General features: G+C 34.2%; 15 protein-coding genes and 2 tRNA genes. 1 reads left to right on the top strand and 16 read right to left on the bottom strand.

From position 1 onward, the window contains the following. Positions 1 to 617: 617 nt before the first annotated feature. The 15 genes from pnp to mnmE all read right to left on the bottom strand — a co-directional run bounded on the left by pnp (position 618) and on the right by mnmE (position 19,678). Positions 618 to 2,690 carry a polyribonucleotide nucleotidyltransferase gene (gene pnp, locus HACICURV3402_RS02505; RefSeq protein ID WP_408609278.1) on the bottom strand — a complete coding sequence of 691 codons (2,073 nt, stop codon included), beginning with the start codon at positions 2,688 to 2,690 and terminating at the stop codon, positions 618 to 620. A gap of 206 nt (positions 2,691 to 2,896) precedes the next feature. Further along, positions 2,897 to 3,166 (bottom strand): 30S ribosomal protein S15, encoded by a 270-nt coding sequence (gene rpsO / locus HACICURV3402_RS02510; protein WP_157992753.1) that lies wholly within the window; start codon positions 3,164 to 3,166, stop codon positions 2,897 to 2,899. Positions 3,167 to 3,696: 530 nt separating this feature from the next. Further along, complete coding sequence (truB, locus tag HACICURV3402_RS02515; protein WP_157992754.1) at positions 3,697 to 4,644, bottom strand: tRNA pseudouridine(55) synthase TruB; 948 nt, start codon at positions 4,642 to 4,644, stop codon at positions 3,697 to 3,699. Then, a complete protein-coding gene (rbfA, locus tag HACICURV3402_RS02520) occupies positions 4,641 to 5,057 on the bottom strand; it encodes a 30S ribosome-binding factor RbfA (protein ID WP_157992755.1) in 417 nt (138 codons plus the stop codon). Before rbfA ends, truB begins: the two co-directional genes overlap by 4 nt. 173 nt (positions 5,058 to 5,230) lie before the next feature. Beyond that, positions 5,231 to 7,924 carry a translation initiation factor IF-2 gene (gene infB, locus HACICURV3402_RS02525; protein WP_157992756.1) on the bottom strand — a complete coding sequence of 898 codons (2,694 nt, stop codon included), beginning with the start codon at positions 7,922 to 7,924 and terminating at the stop codon, positions 5,231 to 5,233. Positions 7,925 to 7,948: 24 nt separating this feature from the next. Further along, on the bottom strand, positions 7,949 to 9,457 hold the full coding sequence (gene nusA / locus HACICURV3402_RS02530) for a transcription termination factor NusA (protein ID WP_157992757.1): 1,509 nt from the start codon (positions 9,455 to 9,457) through the stop codon (positions 7,949 to 7,951). Positions 9,458 to 10,133: 676 nt separating this feature from the next. Beyond that, positions 10,134 to 10,210: transfer RNA gene (locus tag HACICURV3402_RS02535), tRNA-Met, on the bottom strand. Positions 10,211 to 10,275: 65 nt separating this feature from the next. Beyond that, positions 10,276 to 10,362, bottom strand: a tRNA-Leu gene (locus HACICURV3402_RS02540). A gap of 62 nt (positions 10,363 to 10,424) precedes the next feature. Then, positions 10,425 to 10,772: a preprotein translocase subunit SecG gene (gene secG / locus HACICURV3402_RS02545; protein ID WP_157992758.1), complete on the bottom strand. Its 348-nt coding sequence runs from the start codon at positions 10,770 to 10,772 to the stop codon at positions 10,425 to 10,427. 739 nt (positions 10,773 to 11,511) lie between these two features. Continuing rightward, positions 11,512 to 12,849, bottom strand: coding sequence for a phosphoglucosamine mutase (glmM, locus tag HACICURV3402_RS02550; protein WP_157992759.1), 1,338 nt, complete (start codon positions 12,847 to 12,849; stop codon positions 11,512 to 11,514). A gap of 5 nt (positions 12,850 to 12,854) precedes the next feature. After that, positions 12,855 to 13,697 (bottom strand): dihydropteroate synthase, encoded by an 843-nt coding sequence (gene folP / locus HACICURV3402_RS02555; RefSeq protein ID WP_157992760.1) that lies wholly within the window; start codon positions 13,695 to 13,697, stop codon positions 12,855 to 12,857. Between the two features lie 86 nt (positions 13,698 to 13,783). Next, positions 13,784 to 15,718 (bottom strand): ATP-dependent zinc metalloprotease FtsH, encoded by a 1,935-nt coding sequence (gene ftsH, locus HACICURV3402_RS02560; protein ID WP_157992924.1) that lies wholly within the window; start codon positions 15,716 to 15,718, stop codon positions 13,784 to 13,786. Between the two features lie 74 nt (positions 15,719 to 15,792). Next, a complete protein-coding gene (gene rlmE / locus HACICURV3402_RS02565) occupies positions 15,793 to 16,461 on the bottom strand; it encodes a 23S rRNA (uridine(2552)-2'-O)-methyltransferase RlmE (RefSeq protein WP_157992761.1) in 669 nt (222 codons plus the stop codon). A gap of 768 nt (positions 16,462 to 17,229) precedes the next feature. Beyond that, complete coding sequence (gene greA / locus HACICURV3402_RS02570; protein WP_157992762.1) at positions 17,230 to 17,712, bottom strand: transcription elongation factor GreA; 483 nt, start codon at positions 17,710 to 17,712, stop codon at positions 17,230 to 17,232. 604 nt (positions 17,713 to 18,316) lie between these two features. Further along, entirely contained in the window at positions 18,317 to 19,678 is a 1,362-nt protein-coding gene (mnmE, locus tag HACICURV3402_RS02575) for a tRNA uridine-5-carboxymethylaminomethyl(34) synthesis GTPase MnmE (protein ID WP_157992763.1), read from the bottom strand. A 1,659-nt stretch (positions 19,679 to 21,337) separates the two neighbouring features. Here mnmE and glyA point away from each other — a divergent pair. Continuing rightward, positions 21,338 to 22,591, top strand: a complete 1,254-nt coding sequence (gene glyA, locus HACICURV3402_RS02580; RefSeq protein ID WP_157992764.1) for a serine hydroxymethyltransferase — start codon at positions 21,338 to 21,340, stop codon at positions 22,589 to 22,591. Positions 22,592 to 23,062: 471 nt separating this feature from the next. On the opposite strand, the gene sufE is transcribed toward glyA, so the two are convergent. Then, on the bottom strand, positions 23,063 to 23,494 hold the full coding sequence (sufE, locus tag HACICURV3402_RS02585) for a cysteine desulfuration protein SufE (protein WP_157992765.1): 432 nt from the start codon (positions 23,492 to 23,494) through the stop codon (positions 23,063 to 23,065). Positions 23,495 to 24,053: the final 559 nt, after the last annotated feature.

A 24,053-nucleotide genomic window follows, 5' to 3' on the forward strand; every position in this document is an offset into this window, starting at 1 on the left:
GTACACTAATATATGATTTTAAATAAAATTAGAAAGACCTAATACAAGAGTATTCTATCTTAAATATACATTTTACATCTTATTATAAAATAAAGAATGGGATGGCCTATCCTCGCAAAAATCATTATCTAAAATATATAATCCACTATTTAAAACTAAAAAATCACTAATATCCAAAATCTTTTTCTCATTCATAATTAGTAAATTAAAGTAAATTCCACGTCTTTGATTTATAAAAAATATCTGCACTAAAAAACAGATAAATATATTTTAAATAAATAATATAATTCAATATGATATATTGACCTGTATGATCTACATCATACAACACTATTTTCATATATAAAAGCCGTGCAAACACGTCCTTGGTACATAATCAAAAATTATTCTTACTTTCATAAAAAAGTAGCACGATAAATATAGTTCTTCAAAGGTCTCTATATATCTAATAAGCAAAAAATTCATTAAATCATCACCTTGCTTTCTTTGTTACCTTTGTACAAAAAGTCCATATACTCTCTAAGCATTCATGCCCGCCATTCTCGGCGGGCATGAATTTAACATACTAAACATTCTATTATTTTCACATTTCTTGATGTAGATTATTAAATCTAAGATTATTGTATAGCATCTTTCATACTTAAACGAATACGACCTTGTCGATCTACCTCTAAGACTTTAACTAAAATATCCTGTCCCATATGAAGATAGTCTGTTACTTTTTCCACACGCTTGTCAGTAATCTGAGATATATGAACTAACCCCTCTTTGCCACCTGTAATAGCTACAAAAGCACCAAAATCTACAATCCGCATAACCTTACCATTATAAATACGACCGACTACAATGTCTTCAGTAATTGCTGCAATCCTACTAAGAATATGTTGAACCTTCTCATCATTAATAGCTGCAATTTTTACTGTTCCATCATCATTAATTTCAATAGTAGTCCCCGTCTCTTCAGTAAGAGCTCGTATAACTGCCCCTCCTTTACCAATCACATCTTTTATTTTATCAACACTAATATGAATAGTTTGCATACGTGGAGCAAACTGAGATAAATTACAACGCGGACTGCTTAATGCCTTTTCCATTACATCTAAAATATGTAAACGAGCCGCCTGAGCTTGATTAAGAGCAACGCGCATAATTTCAGGTGTTATACCTTCAATTTTTATATCCATCTGCAGTGCAGTAATACCTTCACGACTACCTGCAACTTTAAAATCCATATCACCTAAATAATCTTCATCACCTAGAATATCAGAAAGTACAACAAAGTTTTCATTATCCTTCACTAGTCCCATTGCAATACCAGCAATGGCTGATTTTATAGGCACACCTGCATCCATTAATGCTAAAGATGCACCACATACAGAAGCCATAGATGAAGAACCATTCGATTCAGTAATTTCAGACACTATACGCACTGTATACGGGAAAGTCGCTTCTTTTGGCATTACGGCAAGTAAAGCTCGTTTCGCCAAGCGACCATGGCCAATTTCACGACGCTTTGGTGAACCAACTATACCAATTTCACCTACAGAATATGGAGGAAAATTATAGTGAAATAAGAAGTTATCAGTACGCTCGCCCATGATTTCATCTAAATTCTGTGCATCACGCGAAGTACCTAGTGTAGCAGTAACAAGAGCTTGAGTTTCACCGCGTGTGAACAATGCGGATCCATGAGTGCGCGGTAATATACCAGTACGAATATCTAAGGCCCGAATCATATCTTTATCACGCCCATCAATACGCGGTTCACCATCCAAAATACGACTTCTTACTACATTTTTCTCTAAATCATAAAAAAGAGTATTGATTAAATCAAGATCCAGTGACTGATCATCTTCTAATAGACACGAAATAGTTTCAGATTTAATGATATTAATCTGTGATTGCCTTTCCTGTTTTTTAGTAATAGAGTAGGCATCACTAAGATCGGATTCAGCTAATTCAGACATTCGTAAGCGTAATGACTTATTCACCACTTCTGGATTCCAATCCCAATGTGGCTTTCCTGCTACCTCTACCAAAGAATTTATATTATTAATTACAATCTGCTGCTGCTTGTGCCCAAATACGACTGCACCTAACATTTCTTCTTCACTTAAAATCTCGGCTTGAGACTCAACCATAAGTACCGCGCCTGTAGTACCAGATACTACTAAATCCAGTTTACTCTCCTTTAATTGATCACTGGTTGGATTAAGAACATATTGGTTATTAATATAACCAACCCGCGCCACGCCAATAGGTCCATTAAATGGTAATCCTGACAAAGCTAACGCAGAAGACGCCCCAATAATTGCAACAATATCAGGATTCACCTGAGGATTAACAGATACAACGGTAGCAATAACTTGTACTTCATTAAAAAATCCTTGCGGAAATAGAGGTCGAATCGGTCGATCAATTAAACGTGAGGTCAGCATTTCAACTTCACTAGGTCGACCCTCACGACGGAAAAAACTACCTGGAATGCGACCAGCGGAATATGTACGTTCTTGGTAGTTGACGGTGAGAGGGAAAAAGGACTGGCCTGATTTTGCCTTTTTCTGACAAACCACGGTTACAAATACCGTTGTCTCATCCATACTAACCATAACAGCCGAAGTAGCTTGACGGGCCATTATACCAGTTTCAATAGAAATCGCATGTTGACCGTACTGAAATTTTTGTACCATCGAAGTGAGCAAAATTAGTTCCTCAATTATAGTGTCTAGTCTATCCTTAATATAGTATCTAGCCTATTTTAAATAGATGTCATTAATCTAATCTTCGTGATGCATCATGATCAATAAATATTGTTCCATAACTAAAGGAAAATAAATCTCCTTTCTCAACCCAAGCTGTACTAGCTCTTAGCAAGAGAGATGCACTCTATTTTGATCTAACGTCGTAAACCTAAATTAATAATTAACCCATTGTAAGATGTAACCTTTGTTCTCTTTAGATAATGCAAAAGCTGTCTCCTTTGCGAAACCATTCGAAGAAGACCACGACGACCATGATGATCTTTTTTGTGCTCAGTAAAATGAGATTGAAGATGATTAATACGGGCAGTTAACAATGCTATCTGTACTTCTGTAGCACCGCTATCCTTATCATTCTTACCATACTCAGAAATAATCTTTTGTTTTTTTGTCTTATTTAGAGACATAATTATCACTCCAATATAATGTACTATACATATATAGCTGCCGATCTCTAATTCAGCTATTAAATATTATTCATAAACTAATTAAAACATGCAATCTGGATAAAATATAATAGAAAAACTTCTCTACTTCTTGTTAGTAGCATAACTTAATATCAACTGTCTTAGTATAATCGTTATTATCTGATATATCTGTTTTTACAGTAACCCCTAGTAATGTAACATACTATTTAATACACAATGCATAACATACAATTAGATTTCAGTTATAAACATAGAGGTATATATTCTATATACTGAATCCTTAATCAACAGAATTACTTCTCTAACTGGATATATCATTATCAAAACTCATAAAGTAACAAATTTTCTATTGTTATTATCTAAATCAAGGAACATGATATAATTAAAAATAATCATAGTACATTTATGCCTACCATAAAAATAATCAGTATTTCGTACTCTTTATCCCTAATACCAATCGACATGGTGCCACTCTCTATAACACCTGCTTTTATATTATAAATTCTACATTACAAATGCACTCCAACTGATACTAAGCGACGAGGAAACACAATACCATCAGAAGTAATCTCTGCCATCCCAAGAAACTTATCTTGATTACCTTCAATTACGCGCACTAATCCAGATACCAGAGAACTCTCTACTCGTACCGGGCGGCCTTTTTTGAAAAGCTCCGCCAATATCGGCAATAACTTGATCTTTGGATATGAAGAGACAGGACTATCTGTTGACATTAGAAGAGGATCTAGCCAATGTTGCGAATTTATACCAGCAAGACAGGCTTTATCGGTTATTTTTTCAAGGCTTTTTAAAGTAATCATCTGATCTATCTGATAATGTGCAACCTGTAAACGACGTAAATAGATTACATGTGCACCGCAACCTAGTTTTTCACCAAGATCGTCAATAATAGTTCGAATATATGTTCCTTTTGATACGTGCATCTCTAACTTTATTTCATGTTTATTATAACTTCTACAGAATAATTTATGTACTATAATCCTACGTGATAGACGCGGTACATGAAAACCTTGTCGCGCATATTGATAAAGTTTATGTCCTTGAAATTTAATGGCTGAATACATGGGAGGAGTTTGTTGTATTTCACCACGAAAACTATGCAATGATTGTTCCAAAATTTCATCAGTAAATGTCACTTTACGTTCACTTAAAACAGCGCCTTCTGCATCTGCAGTAGTAGTTCGTTGTCCAAGTCTAGCAATAACCTGATAAGATTTATCCGAATCAAGTAGATATCGAGAAAACTTAGTTGCCTCTCCTAAGCAAATAGGTAACATACCACTAGCTAATGGATCTAATGTACCAGTATGCCCTGCACGATTAGCCTGATATAAACGCTTTACCTTCTGTAAAGCGCGGTTAGAAGATAGACCAGAAGGTTTGTCTAACAATAAAACACCATGTATATCACGACCAACATACAAAGGATGTTTCATGAGTTTATACGACCTTCTTCAATTTTGTCTTCTGCTAAAGCCCGTCGATGCATGTCAAGAGTAACTAAAGAAGAAATCAAACTAGACATACGCTCACCTTCTATTAAGGAGTTGTCATGATAAAACGTCAAACGAGGTATAACACGGAGCGTCATGACTTTACTCAATAAAGTACGAATATAGCCAGAAACCTTTGATAAAACTAGTAAACGCATTTGAATTTGTACATCTTCTTTTTCATTTAGAAATGTAACAAATACTTTAGCATGAGATAAATCACGAGAGACATCTACCCCAGAAACAGTTACCATTATATTTAAACGAGGATCTCGAATTTCAGATTGAAGAATAACAGCAATCTCTCGGTGGAGTTCCTGAGAAATGCGCTGTAAACGACCGCATTCTTTTTCCATATAAGTGATCTCCTGATATTAACTCAGCTAGAGAGGCCCATTTCGTAAATTTTTAACATCAGCGAGCCTCGATAATCAACCCTTCTTATAACCCTATAACCTAAATAAAAAAAGCATATACTGTCTCATAAAGCACAATATCTATGCAATTTTTATTTTCTACATAAGGAATGCTAATCTATACTTCGTTGTACTTCAATTATTTCAAACACCTCAATCATATCCCCTACACGAACATCATTGTAATTTTTTACACCAATACCACACTCCATTCCATTACGAACTTCATTCACATCATCTTTAAATCGTCTAAGCGATTCTAATTCCCCCTCATAAATTACTATATTGTCACGCAAGACACGAATTGGATTATGACGCTTGATTATACCTTCAGTCACCATGCAACCACCAATAGCACTAAACTTGGGAGATTTAAACACATTACGAACAGTGGCCAAACCTATAATCTTCTGTTTATACTCAGGCGATAACATTCCACTCATCGCTAATTTGACTTCATGGATCAAATTATATATTATTGAGTAATAACGGAGGTCTATATTTTCTACATCTACTATTCTCCGCGCTGATGCATCAGCGCGCACATTAAAACCAATCACAATCGCATTAGAGGCTGCAGCCAAAGTAGCATCAGTTTCTGTAATTCCACCCACACCTGAACCAATAATTTTAACTTGAACTTCTGAGGTGGATAAAGTAATTAGTGCATCTGAAATAGCTTCTACTGAGCCTTGAACATCAGCTTTTAACACAATGTTCATTTCAGATATCTCACCTTCTTTAATACTAGAAAACATTTTTTCTAATTTAGCTTTTTGCTGGCGAGCTAATTTTATTTCTCGAAATTTACCTTGACGATATAACGCGACTTCACGAGCTTTCTTTTCATCACGAACGACCGTAGCTATATCTCCCGCTACTGGAACACCAGACATACCGAGAATTGCAACGGGAATTGATGGCCCTGCTGTTAAAACCTCGCAACCCAGTTCATCGCGCATCGCTCGAATACGACCATATTCAAGACCACATAAAACAATATCACCTTTTTTTATCGTACCTTCACGCACTAAAATAGTAGCAATTGGGCCTCGACCTTTATCTAAAAAAGACTCAATAACCACACCAACTGCCATACCTTGATGTGCCGCTGTCAGTTCTAACATTTCTGCTTGTAGAAGAACAGCCTTTAGCAAGTCATCAATACCTCTACCAGTTTTAGCGGAGAGATTGATAAAAATATTCTCTCCGCCCCACTCTTCTGGAATAATGCCATATGGCGTTAATTCATGCTTAATACGATCTGGATCAGATTCCGCCTTATCACATTTATTTACCGCAACTACAACCGGGACTTTAGCCGCCTTAGCATGCTGAATCGCCTCAATAGTTTGAGGCATAACTCCATCGTCTGCAGCCACTACTAAGATAACAATGTCTGTCACCTTGGCTCCACGAGCTCGCATAGAGGTAAAAGCCGCATGTCCTGGCGTGTCTAAAAAGGTGATCATACCATTTACCGTTTCTACAGAGTAAGCACCAATATGTTGAGTGATTCCCCCGGCTTCTCCAAAGGCAACTTTAGTAGAACGAATGTAATCTAGCAAAGATGTTTTACCGTGATCCACATGACCCATTATAGTCACAACAGGAGCGCGCGAAGCTAAAACTATATCGGTATCCCGATCACTCATTAAGGCCGCTTCTAACTCATTTTCTCTCCGTAATATTACTTTATGACCCATGTCTTCTGCTACTACCTGAGCCGTTTCCTGGTCGATCACTTGGTTAATAGTGGCTAAAACACCTAACTTCATCATAGTTTTAATCACTTCAGACCCTTTCACAGCCATCTTATTGGCTAGTTCCGATACAGTAATCGTTTCACCAATCATAACATCACGGTTAATAACCTGTGCAGGCTTATGAAAACTCTGTTGTAAAGCGCTGGTCTTACGTTTTCCTCCTTTACCATAGCGTACTTGTGCACGAGCTTCTTCACGATCGGTTTTAGCTTCAGAATGTTTATTACCTTTTTTTCGCACTTGAGTTTTAGGAGTGCGTATAGAACGACTACGACGCTCATTTTCAACCTGAGCATCATTCTCATCCTCTGCTTCTCGGGCGTGAGTAGAGGTTGTAACATGATAGTCGGAAATATCCTCTATCTCTTTAATGACTGTGGACCATTCTTCACCTTTTTCTTCTGCCATTTTACGAGCTTCGCGCGCCACACGCTTAGCTTCTTCTTCAATCTTGCGATGCGTTTCTTCTTCAGATTTGCGTTTTAATTCCAACACTTGTGCTTCACGACGAACTTTATCAGCTTGCTCAATAGAAGAAATAGTATTAGAGTTTTTATTACTCATGTCTTTTCTTACTATTATTTGACGATGAAACTTATTATTTTTAATATTTTTAGTTTTCTCTACATGTTTAGTTAAGTCTGAATTTAATTCTAAAATTTGAGATTTAGAATTATCTTTACGACACTCAACAGATTTAGATTCACGAAATACTTGCGTTTCTTCTTCTCCTTGTATTACACGAGTTGAAGAGCAATTTGTATAGGTACGCTTTTTTCGGATCTCAATTTGCACTGATTTCCTTTTACCTCCAGTACCTAGAACGTTCAAAGTGCTGCGCGTTTTGCGTTGTAAAGTCAATTTACCTAATCCACTATCATGATTACAGTTAAGATGAGCAAGCAGTGCCTCTTTTTCATTCTGATTAACAAAATCAGTTTCAGTTTTTTGCATTCCCGCATCAGCAAATTTCTGTACTAAGCGTTCTATCGATGTCTGAATTTCTATAGCCAGCGATTTTATGGTCACATCTCTCGTCATGCTACTCCTTCCTGCTACAGTTTATTATGTTTCGGCACCGAACCAACATATATTGCGTGCAGCCATAATTAATTTACCAGCCCGCAACTCATCGGTTAGGCCCTCAATATCTGACAAATCATCAACACCTTGCTCTGCAAGAGCCTCTAACGTACAAACTCCTTTTTTAGCTAATCTAAAAGCTAAATCTCTTTCTAATCCCACCAAATTCAGTAAATCTTCAGATGGTTGATATTCAACAATACCTTCCTCTCTAGCAAGAGCAAGAGTAGTTAATGCATCCTTAGCCCGATCACGTAACATTTTTACCCTGGCCACATCTAAACCATGAACCTCTAACAACTCATTAAGAGGTACGTAAGCTAACTCCTCTAAAGAAGAAAAACCAGACTGTACAAGAGTAATGGAGAGATCTTCATCAATATTTAAATATTTAGTAAAAAGATGAACAGACTTGTCAACCTCAGCCTGATGCTTGATTTCTAAATCCTCTAGCTTCATTACGTTTAAATCCCAACCACTTAGTTGTGAGGCTAAACGAACATTTTGACCATTACGACCAATAGCCTGCGCTAAATTTCCAGACTCTACAGCAATATCCATTGTATGGGCATCTTCATCTACCACAATAGAGGTCACATCTGCTGGAGCCATCGCATTAATTACAAATTGCGCTGGATTGTCATCCCAGAGTATAATATCAATACGCTCACCCCCTAACTCACTAGACACCGCCTGAACACGAGCTCCTCGCATACCAACACACGCACCTATTGGATCAATGCGTTTATCATTAGTTTTAACAGCAATTTTAGCTCGTGAACCTGGGTCACGAACTACAGCCTTAATCTCAAGAATTTCTTCAGAGATTTCAGGAACTTCAATACGAAATAACTCAACTAACATTTCAGGCCGAGAACGACTAACCAACAGCTGAGCCCCACGCGCTTCAGGACGGATAGAGTATAATACTCCTCTAACACGATCTCCCGGTCGAAAATTTTCACGAGGTAACATGTCTTCGCGGATAATTACTGCCTCTGCGATAGCATTAGAGCTATCGCTGGAACGAACTTCAAGAGAAATCATATCACGACTAACTTTCTTCACTATACTAGTAATGATCCTGCCTTCTTGTTTGCGAAACTGATCTATAATCATAGCACGCTCCGCTTCACGCATTTTTTGTACGATCACTTGTTTAGCGGTCTGAGTTGTAATACGATCGAAGGTAACAGATTCAATCTGATCTTCAACATATTCGCCCAAAGAAAGCGATCCATCATCATACAGTGCGGCTTCTAATGTAATCTCGCAAGTAGGATGACTCACTTCTTCAACAATGCGCCAACGACGAAAGGTATCAAAATAGCCACTTTTTCGATCAATTATCACGCGCACATCAATATCGTGCTCGTATTTTTTTTTAGTGGCTATGCCCAGTGCACTCTCTAGCGCTTCAAAAATCTTCTCGCGTGGGAGCGATTTCTCATTAGAGACCGCTTCTACAACAGCTAAGATTTCTTTATTCATCCCAGTATGCCTCAATCCAGACTTCGAAAGGTAGGAAACCGCGTTTGCTTGCTAGATGCTTATTAGCAAATGCTTTGTCGTTACCCTTGCAAACGGTTACCATCATATCTTTAAAAAAACTAAAGAGTAGCCTACCACTTCCAGGGTTCTGATCTGTAATGTATAAAACGCGACTCGACGGTATCCGATATTATCTTCATCATTGTATGAATAATTGATTTTTCATCCTTAAGGCTACAGAAGCCCCCTTATTCTCTCTTTATTTTAACCTATAACCACAATAACTTAGTTAATATACTAAAACTACTAAAAAGTTTAACAGTAACATCTTTATTCATCTGTCTTAATATGACAAAAAGAGAGCAACTAAAACCATATCCTGACTTATTCAAAAATCATATACTAATAAGAATATAGATATAACTTTATTGATAAAAGCTTACAATGCATATACATCCTTTTACCTTAAACTCAATTAGTAGATGTAAAAAAAGGGCCTATAGAGCCCAGCAACCCTTGGTCCAGTAATAAAAAACCCCGAAATGTTTCGGGGTTTTTTATTACTGGACCATTGTAACCCGCTTATAGAAGTTCGGTAATGTCCAAAAACTTTTTTCTCTAACAACCTATCGTAATCTGTTATATAAAACTATAATACCAAAATAGTTTATCAAAGTGGTTGCGGGGGTTGGATTTGAACCAACGACCTTCGGGTTATGAGCCCGACGAGCTACCAAACTGCTCCACCCCGCGGTTTATTATATACCGATCCAAAATAAATACACAAGTAAAAATTTAATTTAAGAAACAATTTTTTATGGTACCGAGGACGGGACTTGAACCCGTAAGCCTGTTTAGGCACTACCACCTCAAGGTAGCGTGTCTACCAATTCCACCACCACGGCTTCTTAAAAAATCAATATAATTTCTATTCTCTTAATTTTAGAGAAACCTTCTTCCTTAATGTTCAAGGAAGTTCTCTCTTGTTTGTAAGAGAAGGAGATAAACTATGCTCAGAGTTTTGAGCATTTTCTAAATGAACAATTTTATCCAATTTATCATCATTTTTTTCTGAATGATTGTTCATATTACCTATTATCAAGCTAATAAAAAAAAATAAAATCGCTAAAAAAGGGGTTATGCGACGAGTCAAAAAGCTACCTGATCCGCTAGATCCAAAAAAAGTACTAGAAGCCCCTGCTCTTAAAGAATTGCCTATAGCTATATCTGACCCCTTTTGTAATAAAATTAAGGTAATTAATGTAATTGCTATTACTATAAATATAGAAACAAGAGCTGAATAAATACTTAACATCCCTTTTTCCACTGCCTATAAATATCAAAATCTCACCAAAATATCTTGACAATAAAAATTAATAAACCCTTTTCCTAAAAACATATTATGTTTAGAATAGTTTCTTCTTTATAAGAATAACTTCTAATTTTACTTTTTAACATTCTTCTCGTATCTCATTCACTGAGAATTATACTATAACATAAAATATTATCAATACATAGATCTTTTTATTTGAAAAAAAATAAAAATATGCTATTTTCATCAGAAATAAAAGTAAAATCTATTCTATATCTAAACAGAATATAATATTCAATGATCCTTTCATGTAATAAATAAAAAAATTTCTAACATAGTATAATAACTATGTGCTCGTATCCCTATTCACATAACAAGACTTAAAATCTATTTTCATAGAACGGCATTTTGTTTAAAATAAATAATATACTCTTCTAGGTTTAATAGTCAAGAAAATTATATTAAAAATCGCAAAATATCAATATTCTTTAACTCAATTAAACTAATTCCCACAAAAGATACTTATAAATAATGCATCTATTAACAAACAATATATAATGAAATTATATTTCATTTATTTTATTGCTTTACAAATAGAAAAAATTAAAATATCACTTAAGTTTATAAAAAATATAACAAAGTTCTAACTATCTGCTGTTCCACTAAAAGTAGACTAAACACATAAACGTAAACCTGAAATAAAATAATTATAACAAAAAATAAATTTTTAAAAAGTCCACAACTATACTATAGTTTTGATCACATGTGCGATATGTTGCGCCAAAAAAGTAACTTGCTTCATATTATCTCCTTCTACCATAATGCGAATTAATGGTTCGGTACCAGACTTACGCAAAAGAACGCGCCCACAACCTTTCAACTCTAATTCTGCTTTAGATTGTACCTCTTGTACTTGTATCGATTCTAACGGATTCCCATTTCTACTACAAGATACATTAATCACTCTTTGAGGAAAAAGCTTAATATCACTACACAAATCATATAAAGTCGTATTATTATTTAACATCACAGCTAACACCTGTAAGCCAGCAATAATGCCGTCACCTGTAGTAGTTTTATCTAATAAAATTACATGACCAGAATTTTCTGCTCCTAAGCGCCATCCTTTTTCTCTTAACATCTCCAATACATAGCGATCTCCAACACTAGATCGAGCAAATGGAATACCTAACTCTCTAAGAGCAATCTCTAAACCCATGTTACTCATAATCGTACCAACTACACCACCTTTTAACTCTTTTCGATACAATTCCTCACGGGCAATTAAATATAAAATTTGATCACCATCAACCTTATGGCCAAGATGATCAACCATAATAATTCGATCACCATCCCCATCGTAAGCTAACCCAACATCAGCCTTTTCTTCAATCACACGCGACTGCAGTAAACGCAAATCAGTAGAACCACAATTTTTATTAATATTTATTCCATCAGGCTGTACACCAATTGCAATAACTTTAGCACCAAGGTCTCGTAAAACATTCGGTGCAATACGATAAGTTGCGCCATTAGCACAATCAACAACAATCTTCAAGGTCTTTAGTGTTAAATAACTAGGAAACGTACCTTTACAGAATTCAATATACCTACGGGTAGCATCACTAATGCACGTAGTCTGACCTAAAATGGCGGAATCTACACAAGTAAATGATTGTTCTATTTCATTTTCAATTGCTAATTCTACTTCATCAGAAAGCTTTCTACCCTCATTCGAAAAAAACTTAATACCATTATCATCAAACAAATTATGTGATGCAGAAATAACAATTCCAGCAGAAGCTCGAAAAGTACGAGTTAAATAGGCTATAGCTGGGGTCGGAATTGGACCAGTTAGAGCCGTCGATAATCCAGCCGCTGATAATCCAGCTCCTAACGAAGATTCCAGCATGTAGCCAGAAATTCTCGTATCTTTTCCAATTATAATTTCCCTAGAATCATAGCGCAACAGAACCTTTCCTACAGACCAACCTAGCTTTAAGATAAAATCTGGAGTAATAGGTAACTTACCCACTCTACCACGAATGCCATCCGTACCAAAATATTTCCGTATGCGCATGCTATTTATATATCCCTGCCATTAACAGCCCGCATCATTTTAACAATTCGCAATACCTCTACAGTTTCTTTTACATCATGAACACGAAAAATATGAACACCCTGAAGCGCAGCAATAACTGCGCAAGCTAAACTTCCATTTAAACTATTTAAGGAACCCACGCTTAAAAGATCAGAAATCATACTCTTACGCGACATACCTACTAATAATGGTAAACCAAAATGATGCAATCGTTCCAGTTGACCTAATAATTGATAATTGTGAATAATGCTTTTACCAAAACCAAAACCAGGGTCTAATATTAACTGAACCTTTTTAATCCCAACCGCTTCACAACGAGAAATATTCTCTATGAAAAATGCTTCTACATCATTTAAAACATCATAATAACACGGATTATCCTGCATATTATCAGGCTCGCCCTGCATGTGAACTAAGCAAACAGGCAAACCTAATCTTTCTACCATAGCAAGAGCACCTGGAGACCTTAAAGAACGAATATCATTAATCATATGCGCACCAGAATGAGCTGCCTCATTCATTACTTCAGGCTTTGATGTATCAATAGAGATCCAAACTGAAAAACGTTGAGCAATAGCTTCAATTATAGGGACTACACGCTCTAGTTCTTCTTCTGCACTAACCTTCAAAGCATAAGGACGAGTAGATTCACCACCAACATCAATTATAGTAGCGCCAGAATCAATCATCCTCTGAACATAGGTAAGCGCCTCAGGTAATAGGTGATTCTTACCTCCATCAAAAAAAGAATCAGGAGTCATATTCAAAATTCCCATCACATGAAAATGAGTTAAATCTAGCATCACATCCCTTGCCCATAACTTCATAATACATTATCCCCAGTTTTGAGCCATATCACTCTTGGGACTAGCAATCATTCATAACAATCATTCCTACAAAAGAACTATTGTATTTACTTACTTTTAGTTCTCTCAAACATCGTATTATTCATACTAGATGCATTAGAAACATTATCTATAGGAGGGGTCTCTTGTGCTCTATTTATATCAGATCCATTAGCTTGATCAAGATCCACCCATCCTTCTGGAGGATGAACCGCACGGCGTGCCATTAAATCCTCAATCTGAGAAGCATCAATAGTTTCATACTTCATTAAAGCTTCTTTCATAGCATGCAAAATATCAATATTCTCATAAAGAAGTGCACGAGCACGTCTATAATTTGTTTCAATTAAAGACTTAACTTCTTGATCAATAATACGCGAAGTTTCATCAGACATGTGCTTAGGTTTTGCTACTGAGCGCCCAAGAAATACCTCACCCTCTTCCTCTGCGTACAAAAGAGGACCAAGTTTTTCTGAAAACCCCCATTGAGTAACCATGTTTCGGGCAATGGATGTTGCTACTTTAATATCATTAGATGCACCCGTAGAAACATTTTTAATACCATAAATAATCTCTTCCGCTAAACGACCACCGTATAAAGTAGAAATCTGACTTTCAAGCTTTTGTCGACTGGCATTAATTGAATCACCTTCAGGAAGAAAGAAAGTTACACCTAACGCCCGACCTCTAGGAATGATAGTAACCTTATGTACTGGATCATGTTCAGGAACCAATCGACCGATAATTGCATGACCAGCTTCATGATAGGCAGTAGAAGCTTTCTGTGCCTCAGTCATAACCATAGAGCGACGTTCTGCACCCATCATGATTTTATCTTTAGCTTTTTCAAATTCAAGCATAGATACAGTCTTCTTATTGTCACGAGCTGCAAAAAGAGCGGCTTCATTAACTAAATTGGCAAGGTCTGCACCAGAAAAACCAGGAGTACTACGAGCAATAATACCTGTTTCAACATCAGTTGATAAAGGTACGCATCGTATATGTACTTTTAAAATTTGCTCACGACCCCTTACATCTGGTAAACCAACTACAACTTGTCGATCAAAACGACCAGGACGTAATAATGCCGGATCTAATACATCAGGGCGATTAGTTGCTGCAATTACAATAATACCTTCATTACCTTCAAAGCCATCCATTTCGACTAGCATTTGATTTAGTGTTTGCTCACGCTCATCATGCCCTCCACCTAAGCCAGCTCCTCTCTGACGACCTACAGCATCAATTTCATCAATAAAAATAATACATGGCGAAGCTTTCTTTGCCTGATCAAACATATCTCGCACACGAGATGCGCCAACGCCAACAAACATTTCTACAAAATCAGAACCAGAAATAGTAAAAAATGGGACCTTAGCTTCACCAGCAATTGCTTTTGCAAGAAGGGTCTTACCAGTACCTGGTGGACCAACCATCAGTAAACCTTTTGGAATCTTACCACCTAATTTTTGAAATCGACCAGGCTCACGCAGATAATCAACTAATTCGCTGACCTCTTCTTTAGCCTCATCACAACCAGCAATATCAGAAAAAGTAGTTTTAATTTGGTCATCAATTAACATTCGGGCCTTGCTTTTTCCGAACGACATCGCCCCCTTTCCACCACCAACCTGTATTTGACGCATAAAGAAAATCCAAACACCAATAAGCAAAAACATCGGAAACCATGAAATAAAAATCGATGTTAACAGACTAGGCTCTTCAGGCGGATCTCCGAGAACTTTAACATTTTTAGTTAATAAATTATCCAATAACTTGGGGTCATTCATGGGGAGATAAGTAACGTATCTCCGACTATTGCTGGTGAGCACATCAATTTTCCTACCATTAATACGAGCTTCCCGCACTTGATCCTGATTAACTTCTGACAAAAAGGTAGTATAATCAACCTGATGGCCATTTGACTCATTAGGTCCAAAACTCTGAAATATCGACATTAGCATAACTGCAATAACTAACCAAAGAATTAAGTTTTTTGCCATATCACTCAAGTAATTAACCTCATGTTATACACACTATAAATAATTAAGTATCGTTCTAAAAACCACTCATTCCTTTAATTTAATATAGTATAAGATCTCTCTCTTCTACACTTCGTAGGTATAGGTCCTGTAGCAACAATATAAACCTCACGCGAACAAGAACGTGAAGAATTTGGTTTACGAATTTTAACACTAGAAAATAAAGAGCGAATATCTCGTAAATATTCTTCAAAACCCTCACCATGAAATACTTTTACTACAAATCTCCCGTTAAATGATAAAACTTTACAACAAACTTCTAATGCAATGTTACATAAGTAAAATAATTGTGAAAGATCAATAACAGAATTACCAGTCAAGTTAGGAGCCATATCAGACATAACCACCTGAACTGAAGTGCAACCTATGCGTTCCAAAATAGCCTCCATCAGTAATGGATCTCGAATATCTCCTTGTAAAAAATCAACTCCAATAAGTGGTTTCATCACAGCAAGATCACAAGCAATTACACGACCAGTAGAACCAATTTGTCTTGATGCATACTGCGACCATCCTCCTGGAGAGGACCCTAAATCAATCACCGTGATTCCATAACTAAATAATTTATCGCTTTTTTGAATAGAATCCAACTTAAACCAAGAACGTGATCGTAAACCTTGTTTTTTTGCTTTAAGTACATATTGGTCACTTAAATGTCGCTGAAGCCACCAATTAGAACTTACCGAGCGCTTATTAGTTCCCATATTACTTCCATATCTGTTTTAGACTTAATAAAAACTAGATAGAGATAGAGTGATGACTTATCTTATATAAAATATAAAATACACTATACATTAGGTCTTTAACCGTTTTAGGATTTAACTATAAACAATATGCAAGCAATCCATGCAACACCATGATTCAAATCAATCTGACGTCCTTCTAACATATCAAAATAATTTATCAATGATATAACCTTATCACGCACATCGAAAATAATATATTTTTACCATAAATCAATACTTCACACAATCACACAAATACAAACAAAGCATCCAACTATTCTTACAAAGCAACTCTAAAAAATAAAATAACTTCTCATTAATGCATATTTTTTACTATGAAAACTGTAATACTTAAACAATATAATAATAATATTGATAGACATATAATAATAATATTGATAGACATCGTACAGATTATGAAGGCTATTTAAGAAACAATCTTCTCGAGACCTGCGAGATATACCAATTTGTATAGTATCTAACCTCTGACATCGATGCTCATATTCTAAATATGCTCTCAAGATAACACACTAATCATTTATTTATACAACTGGATTCCTTTTACCAAAATAAGAAAAATTATATTTTAATCAAAATCAACTGATGGATATAATAAACATTTCTTAACAAATAAAAAATAAGAAAAGAATGAAAGAATAATTTTCTATACTTAGAAAGTATTTATTAAATATCATAACTTATATCATATATCATAAAGGTATAATTAATATCATTTAATTTAAAAAACTAAAGATATTCTACTCGTACAATCTGGTATTCAATATCACCCCCAGGGGCTTTAATAACAGTGATATCATCAATCATCTTACTAACTAAACCACGCGCCATTGGTGAATTAACCGAAATTAATTGTTTTTTGAAATCTGCTTCATCATCACCTACAATCCGATATGTAAATTCTTGATTCGTTTTAATATTTAAAACTGTGACAGTAGACCCAAAAATTACACGTCCATTAGCATTAGAAGCCATTTTTCTAACATCAATAACATGAGAATGTGAGAGCTTGGCTTCTAATTCTTTAATCCGACCTTCACAGAAACCCTGTTCTTCACGAGCAGCATGATATTCTGCGTTTTCTTTTAAATCCCCGTGCTCACGAGCAGCAGAAATTGCAGCAATCATAGCAGGTCTTTTTACATGTTTTAATTCTTCTAATTCTTGACGAAGCTTACGTACACCTCTTAATGTCATGGGAATCTTATTCATGCTTACACCTCCTAATACCTATCCATTCAAGATATTATCACACTGAAAGGAATATAAAATATTGTAAATTCTCTATCGAATTAAAATGAACCATTCTGACCAAAGAAGAAGGTTCTGTACAGAAAAAATCTTCAACCAATTGAAACCATCATTCCAAAACTAATTATAGATTATCTATATTTTCTCTCTAAAAAACTTATGTAATTTTATATAATCTGTCATTGATCAAAAAATAATTAAAATATGATTACTCACAACACTAAAAGAAAAATTTTAATATTATCTGAATTTCTATTGATCCATCGTCAATGATAAAAAATACCAGAAATTTATCCAATTTTATGTATAAATCCCACAATAAAAATAAAAAAACATTACCGTCTACCATCTAATAGCTCTTTACCTAACTAAGCTAAATCAACTTAAAGAGATTGACCTATTAATCAATCCAATCTAAAAATCAAATCAAGAATAAAGCATTGTTAAATACCTTATAAATATTTTTAAGTATTAAAAATATCCTCTTATTCAATGTCTATAACATCAATCAGTATATTGACATAATCATCATACATTATATTACCCATTACTAACTTACTATTACTTATTTACCAATACAGAAACTAGAAAATATACGATTTAATAAATCATTAGAACTAAATACACCCGTAATCTCATTCAATGCCTCTTGAGCTAAACGCAAATCTTCCGCTAATACATCTTGCTCTTCCTCTAAGAAGAGGTGATGATAGGCATTCTTAATATACGTATCAGCTAACTCTAAAGCCTCTAAATGACGACGTCTAGCAAGAAAAGAACCCTCCATAGAACCAACAACACCTATTTTAACTTTTAAATGAGCATAAAGATCAGAAATACCCTCTCTATTCAATGCCGAAAGAGAGAGAACTGAATATCCCTTCTTTTCTACAATGCCTATTTTTTCATTTGTTAAATCTACCTTGTTCCGGACCACAGTAAAAGAAGGAGCTCTCTTTAAGAGATCGGTAAAATCTGGCCAAATCTTATCTGGATTGATATGAGTAGTACAAGTAGCGTCACAAACAAATAAAACATGGTCAGCTTTGTTAATCTCTTGCCAAGCTCGTTCAATACCAATCTGCTCTATTTCATTACTAGCCTCGTGCAATCCAGCAGTATCAAGCACACAACATGGTATACCATTTAAATTAATATGCTCACGCAATACATCCCGCGTAGTACCTGCAATATTAGTGACAATAGCAGATGAATGCCCAGTAAGTAGATTGAAAAGAGTAGATTTTCCTACATTAGGCCGACCAGCAATCACCACCCTGTACCCTTCACGAAGAACATTACCTAAATGCGCTTCTTTACGGACTAAATCTAGATGCAAAACTATTTGATTAAACTCTGTTTTGATCCTCTCAGAAAAAACATCGATCTCTTCTTCTGGAAAATTAAGAATAGTTTCTACGTGCATTCTCAGACGAGTTAGACTTTCAACTAGATCTTTAATGCGCGTCGCAAAACCACCTTGTAACGAGCATACTGCTGAACGTGCTGCCTGTTCTGTACTAGCATGAATTAAATCAGAAATGGCTTCAGCCTGTGTAAGATCCAATTTATCATTCAAGAAAGCACGTTCTGAGAACTCACCAGGCTTAGCAATACGCAAACCAGGTAACAACAAGATGCGCTTTAAAAGAAGATCTAAAATAACTGGACCACCATGCCCTTGAAGCTCTAAAACATTTTCACCTGTAAAAGAATATGGGGCAGGAAACCATAGTGCAATACCTTGATCTAATATTCTACCATTGAGATCAAAAAATGGAAGATATTCTGCATATCTTGGTCTCGGTAGAGTTCCAAGTACCTGCCGTGCAACCTCATCTGATTTATGACCAGAAACACGTAAAATCCCAACACTTCCATATCCAGCCGCAGTGGCCTGTGCCACAATCGTATCACTATGATGCATAGGTGGTTCTCTTTTTATAGCACTATGAGAAACTGACTAGTTTGAGTTAACATATTGCTCTAACTAATTAAAAAAAACGAAATACAAAAATATCGTCTACTTTTAAGTATATCAATATTATTAATTTAGATCATAATTGATGAATTCACACAAACTCATATAATCTATTATTATCTATAACATATGAAAATATCTCTAGCAGGCCTAAGTATTTTTGATCAAAAACAATTATCTCATATAAGAGAACAAAAAAATTAAACTTCATCAATGAAAACTATGAATATTCTGTAATCATATCAAATTCTAAATGATACTATTGTCATCTCATCCATATGATGTAAGAACCGTTATTCCTATAATTATCAAAAGTGAAACACCTATTTTTTATAACATAATCAAAAGACACTATTCAACTCACCTTAATTCTTTACTAAAATAGCGTAATATTCTCTCCGATCTAATCTCTATTAAATCTAACTTTCTTATCAAATATTTGATTGCTATACTTGTCTTTATATTAAAATTAAAGACAATCTATTTATCCAATGTATCAACAAAACTATATAATTAATCTTAAAATCTACTCACGACCCCTTAAAACGTAAATACTCCACAATGTCACAAAAGATTATGAGGAATAGCTGTAAGGACTAGAGGAACTTTATACCTACTAAGACCTAATCTAACGCAATTATACTAAAAACTAAAAATGTATATACCATATCTAATATACAACAATTCAGAATAAGTACCTAATAAATTACTGAGATAACAAATAATTTTACAGATCCATTATGATATCTCAATATGATTAAAATGTTACTATTCACACACAATAAACATTATGCAAATGGCTAAAAAAAATCTATGAAGCCTTATTAATATCACGACATTTAATCATACTTCTACGAATGGGTTTAACAAATATACCTATCTAGAATTAAATTAATACTCTATACAAAAGCATATAATGAATCTATAATACTACTGTGTTGAATGACTCTATAAAAAAATTCATATATTTAATATAATTTAATATAAATTAAATAAAACTTTAATATTATATATTAAATACTTCTCTAATATTTCATACTGAAATATAAATTGAATAAACTTTTAAGTAAATACTTATAAACATTATTGCACTTGATGTTACTATAGAACCAAATACTAGACTACATTATTTAATCTAATTTTTATGAAAAAATTATTCATTATAGAAATTATTATTATGTCTTAATATTATTAAGACCATCAAACTTCAATATACTGAAATGATTGTCTACTACTTACCTATGAATTCATCGAATTCTTATTAAGCATAATTTTTATTATAAAAAACCCTATAATGAATCTTTAATAATTTCTGATTTAGCATCGAGTTGTAAACTACAAATACCAAGTCAAGATCAGAAAGTAAAAATAAAAAAATTAATACCTCTTAAAAGCTGGAGCTCTAAACTATTGTTATTTATCTATTAGCAATACACGATTCTCTTATGATTTACCAGTAAACTAATATTACAGAATCTATTTCATAACTTAATCTATAAACCAATTCTTAAAATCAAATAAATCCATACGAAAAAAATTAGTGATATGTTGTGGTGAAAAGTAATGATATAACCTTATTAACCTATATACTATTAGGAAATTCAAATGTTAAAAAGAAATATGAATATTTCTGATTATGATACAGAGTTATGGCGGTCTATAGAAAAAGAAAAAGAGCGTCAAGAAACCAATGTCAATCTTATTGCTTCAGAAAACTATACCAGCCCCCGAGTTATGGAAGCGCAAGGCTCTTGCCTCACAAATAAATATGCAGAAGGCTATCCAGGTCAACGCTACTACGGTGGATGCCAATATATTGATATGATTGAACAACTAGCCATTGATCGAGCTAAAGAGTTATTTAAAGCTGATTATGTTAATGTACAGCCTCACTCAGGATCTCAAGCAAACTTTGCTGTTTATACGGCACTTCTTCAAAACGGTGACACTATACTTGGTATGAAATTAGCACATGGAGGTCATCTAAGTCATGGAGCTTCTGTAAGCTTATCGGGTAAGCTTTATAATGCAATTTCATACGGTATAGATAATAATGGTGATATTAATTACAATGAAATGTCTGATCTTGCTAAAAAATATAGACCTAAGATGATTATCGGCGGATTCTCAGCTTACTCAGGTATCTGTGATTGGGAAAAAATGCGTTATATCGCTAATGGTATAGGCGCATATCTTTTGGTTGACATGGCACATATTGCTGGTCTAATCGCTGCTGATATTTATCCAAACCCTTTACCCTATGCTCATGTTGTTACTTCTACTACGCATAAAACTCTAGCAGGCCCCCGCGGGGGAATTATTTTAGCAAAAGGTGGAAATCAATTATTATATAAAAAACTAAATGCATCAGTATTTCCTGGAGGACAAGGAGGTCCGTTATTACATGTAATTGCAGGTAAAGCAGTTGCTTTTAAAGAAGCAATGGAGCCCGAATTTAAAATATACCAAGAGAATGTAGCTAAAAACGCCCAGGCAATGCTAAAAATCTTCTTAACTCGCGGTTACCAAGTTATCTCTGGTAGAACTTATAACCATTTATTCCTTCTAAATCTAATTAATAAAAACCTAACCGGAAAAGAAACAGAGCTTGCCTTAAGTCAAGCTAATATTATTGTTAATAAAAATAGCATACCCAATGATCCTAAAAACCCTTTAATTACATCTGGTATACGCATTGGCTCTGCCGCAATAACACGAAGAGGATTAAGAGAAAAAGAAGTACAAAAAATTGCAGAATGGGTGAGCGACATACTAGACGATATTACTAACCACACTGTTAGTCTCAGAATAAAAAAACAAGTTCTTGCCATCTGTAATCAATTTCCAATCTACAAATAAATATCTTCTTTTCTAAATAACTAATATAATAAAACACACAATCTATTTCACAAATAGAAATACATTCACAATTGATCTACATCAATCAGCTCAATCAATTAACTTGAAAAGCATAAAAAACTGTTTTCTTAATTAACCAACGCGCACACTAAAACCCTTTACCCCTTAAAGAAAGTTAACGACTTGTATTCTAATTACTCAATGTATTATGTAAATAATAGTTAATAACAGAAATCAATCTTCTAAAAAAACCAAGAAAAATATATATGCCTATATATATTATATATTAAAATATTTAATATTTTAAACCCAAATCTATATTTTTATTAGAAATATGACAAATATATATTACTATATAAAATATAGACACTAAGATTCACTTTAATTATATTTAATCTTAACATCATTGAAAAGATCATATACGTGTCTTACAATTAAAAACCTGTAATTTTATATTGCTATTACTCATATTTAATTACTGCCATATTTTTTTAATAACAATGACTTCTTCTGAATAAAACGAATAATAGAAAACAACCCTTGTGAGCGAGACGGTGTTAAGTGTATAGTAAGAGTAAGAGATGAAAACCAAGCGCATACATCAAACTCTAAAAGAATGTGTGGTGCCATATTTTGATAGCATGAAAAAACAATCGCGATTAAACCTCTAACTAACGCAGCATCGCTATCTCCTTTAAAAATAACTAAACCATTTCTATCAAGATTAACAGTTATCCACACCTGACTTTGACAACCAGGAATGATGTTCTCTAATGTGTAAAGAGAGTCAGGACATAATGGAAGTCTAGCGCCTAATTCAATAATATATAAATATTTTTCTTCCTGATTAAGACAGCGATTAAAATTAGATATCAACTTTTCTCGATCTGGTAAAGCGCTCATTAAAATCCTCACTCTCACCCGCTTACTGATGATATTTATTTTCCTTAGACTTTCTTTAATTCATAAGATATTAAAGCGATATCATTATATAAATCTATTTATGTATATCTTGGATAATGCTTATATTATAAATGCACATAAAGACTCAAAATAACTCTGCACTACATCATTACATCATTATAACTCTTTTCTAGATGACTAGCGTTTACTAGAATAAGGATTCTAATGCTCTATAACACAACTAGAGAATTTATGTTGACACCTTTTAATCTATTTTTACACACTCACTAAAAGTAATATCTATTCCTGAATCATGATTGCAATCATATCTATACGTGATATCAATAAAAATACTATTTTCACTTCTTAAAACTAATATAGTTCATAAAGATTCTACATATTATGTATAACTCGTTACCTAAATTATAATCAACCTAGATTTCCACAGTAAATCAAGAAGATCGAACTTTACCATACTTTAATAAACTGTTACTTAATAAACTGTTATTTTTAAATATTTTTATTTATAATAATTGTATCCTTAATCATATTATTAAAA

This window comes from Candidatus Erwinia haradaeae, assembly GCF_900698925.1.
Classification (GTDB): Bacteria; Pseudomonadota; Gammaproteobacteria; order Enterobacterales; family Enterobacteriaceae; genus Erwinia_E; species Erwinia_E haradaeae_I.

Bases quoted from the DNA above. Each gene is read 5' to 3' on its own strand.
- pnp (WP_408609278.1), bottom strand. From the start codon at position 2,690: ATGGTACAAAAATTTCAGTACGGTCAACATGCGATTTCTATTGAAACT.
- rpsO (WP_157992753.1), bottom strand. From the start codon at position 3,166: ATGTCTCTAAATAAGACAAAAAAACAAAAGATTATTTCTGAGTATGGT.
- truB (WP_157992754.1), bottom strand. From the start codon at position 4,644: ATGAAACATCCTTTGTATGTTGGTCGTGATATACATGGTGTTTTATTG.
- rbfA (WP_157992755.1), bottom strand. From the start codon at position 5,057: ATGGAAAAAGAATGCGGTCGTTTACAGCGCATTTCTCAGGAACTCCAC.
- infB (WP_157992756.1), bottom strand. From the start codon at position 7,924: ATGACGAGAGATGTGACCATAAAATCGCTGGCTATAGAAATTCAGACA.
- nusA (WP_157992757.1), bottom strand. From the start codon at position 9,457: ATGAATAAAGAAATCTTAGCTGTTGTAGAAGCGGTCTCTAATGAGAAA.
- secG (WP_157992758.1), bottom strand. From the start codon at position 10,772: ATGTTAAGTATTTATTCAGCTCTTGTTTCTATATTTATAGTAATAGCA.
- glmM (WP_157992759.1), bottom strand. From the start codon at position 12,849: ATGCGCATACGGAAATATTTTGGTACGGATGGCATTCGTGGTAGAGTG.
- folP (WP_157992760.1), bottom strand. From the start codon at position 13,697: ATGAAGTTATGGGCAAGGGATGTGATGCTAGATTTAACTCATTTTCAT.
- ftsH (WP_157992924.1), bottom strand. From the start codon at position 15,718: ATGGCAAAAAACTTAATTCTTTGGTTAGTTATTGCAGTTATGCTAATG.
- rlmE (WP_157992761.1), bottom strand. From the start codon at position 16,461: ATGGGAACTAATAAGCGCTCGGTAAGTTCTAATTGGTGGCTTCAGCGA.
- greA (WP_157992762.1), bottom strand. From the start codon at position 17,712: ATGAATAAGATTCCCATGACATTAAGAGGTGTACGTAAGCTTCGTCAA.
- mnmE (WP_157992763.1), bottom strand. From the start codon at position 19,678: ATGCATCATAGTGATACGATTGTGGCACAGGCCACTGCGGCTGGATAT.
- glyA (WP_157992764.1), top strand. From the start codon at position 21,338: ATGTTAAAAAGAAATATGAATATTTCTGATTATGATACAGAGTTATGG.
- sufE (WP_157992765.1), bottom strand. From the start codon at position 23,494: ATGAGCGCTTTACCAGATCGAGAAAAGTTGATATCTAATTTTAATCGC.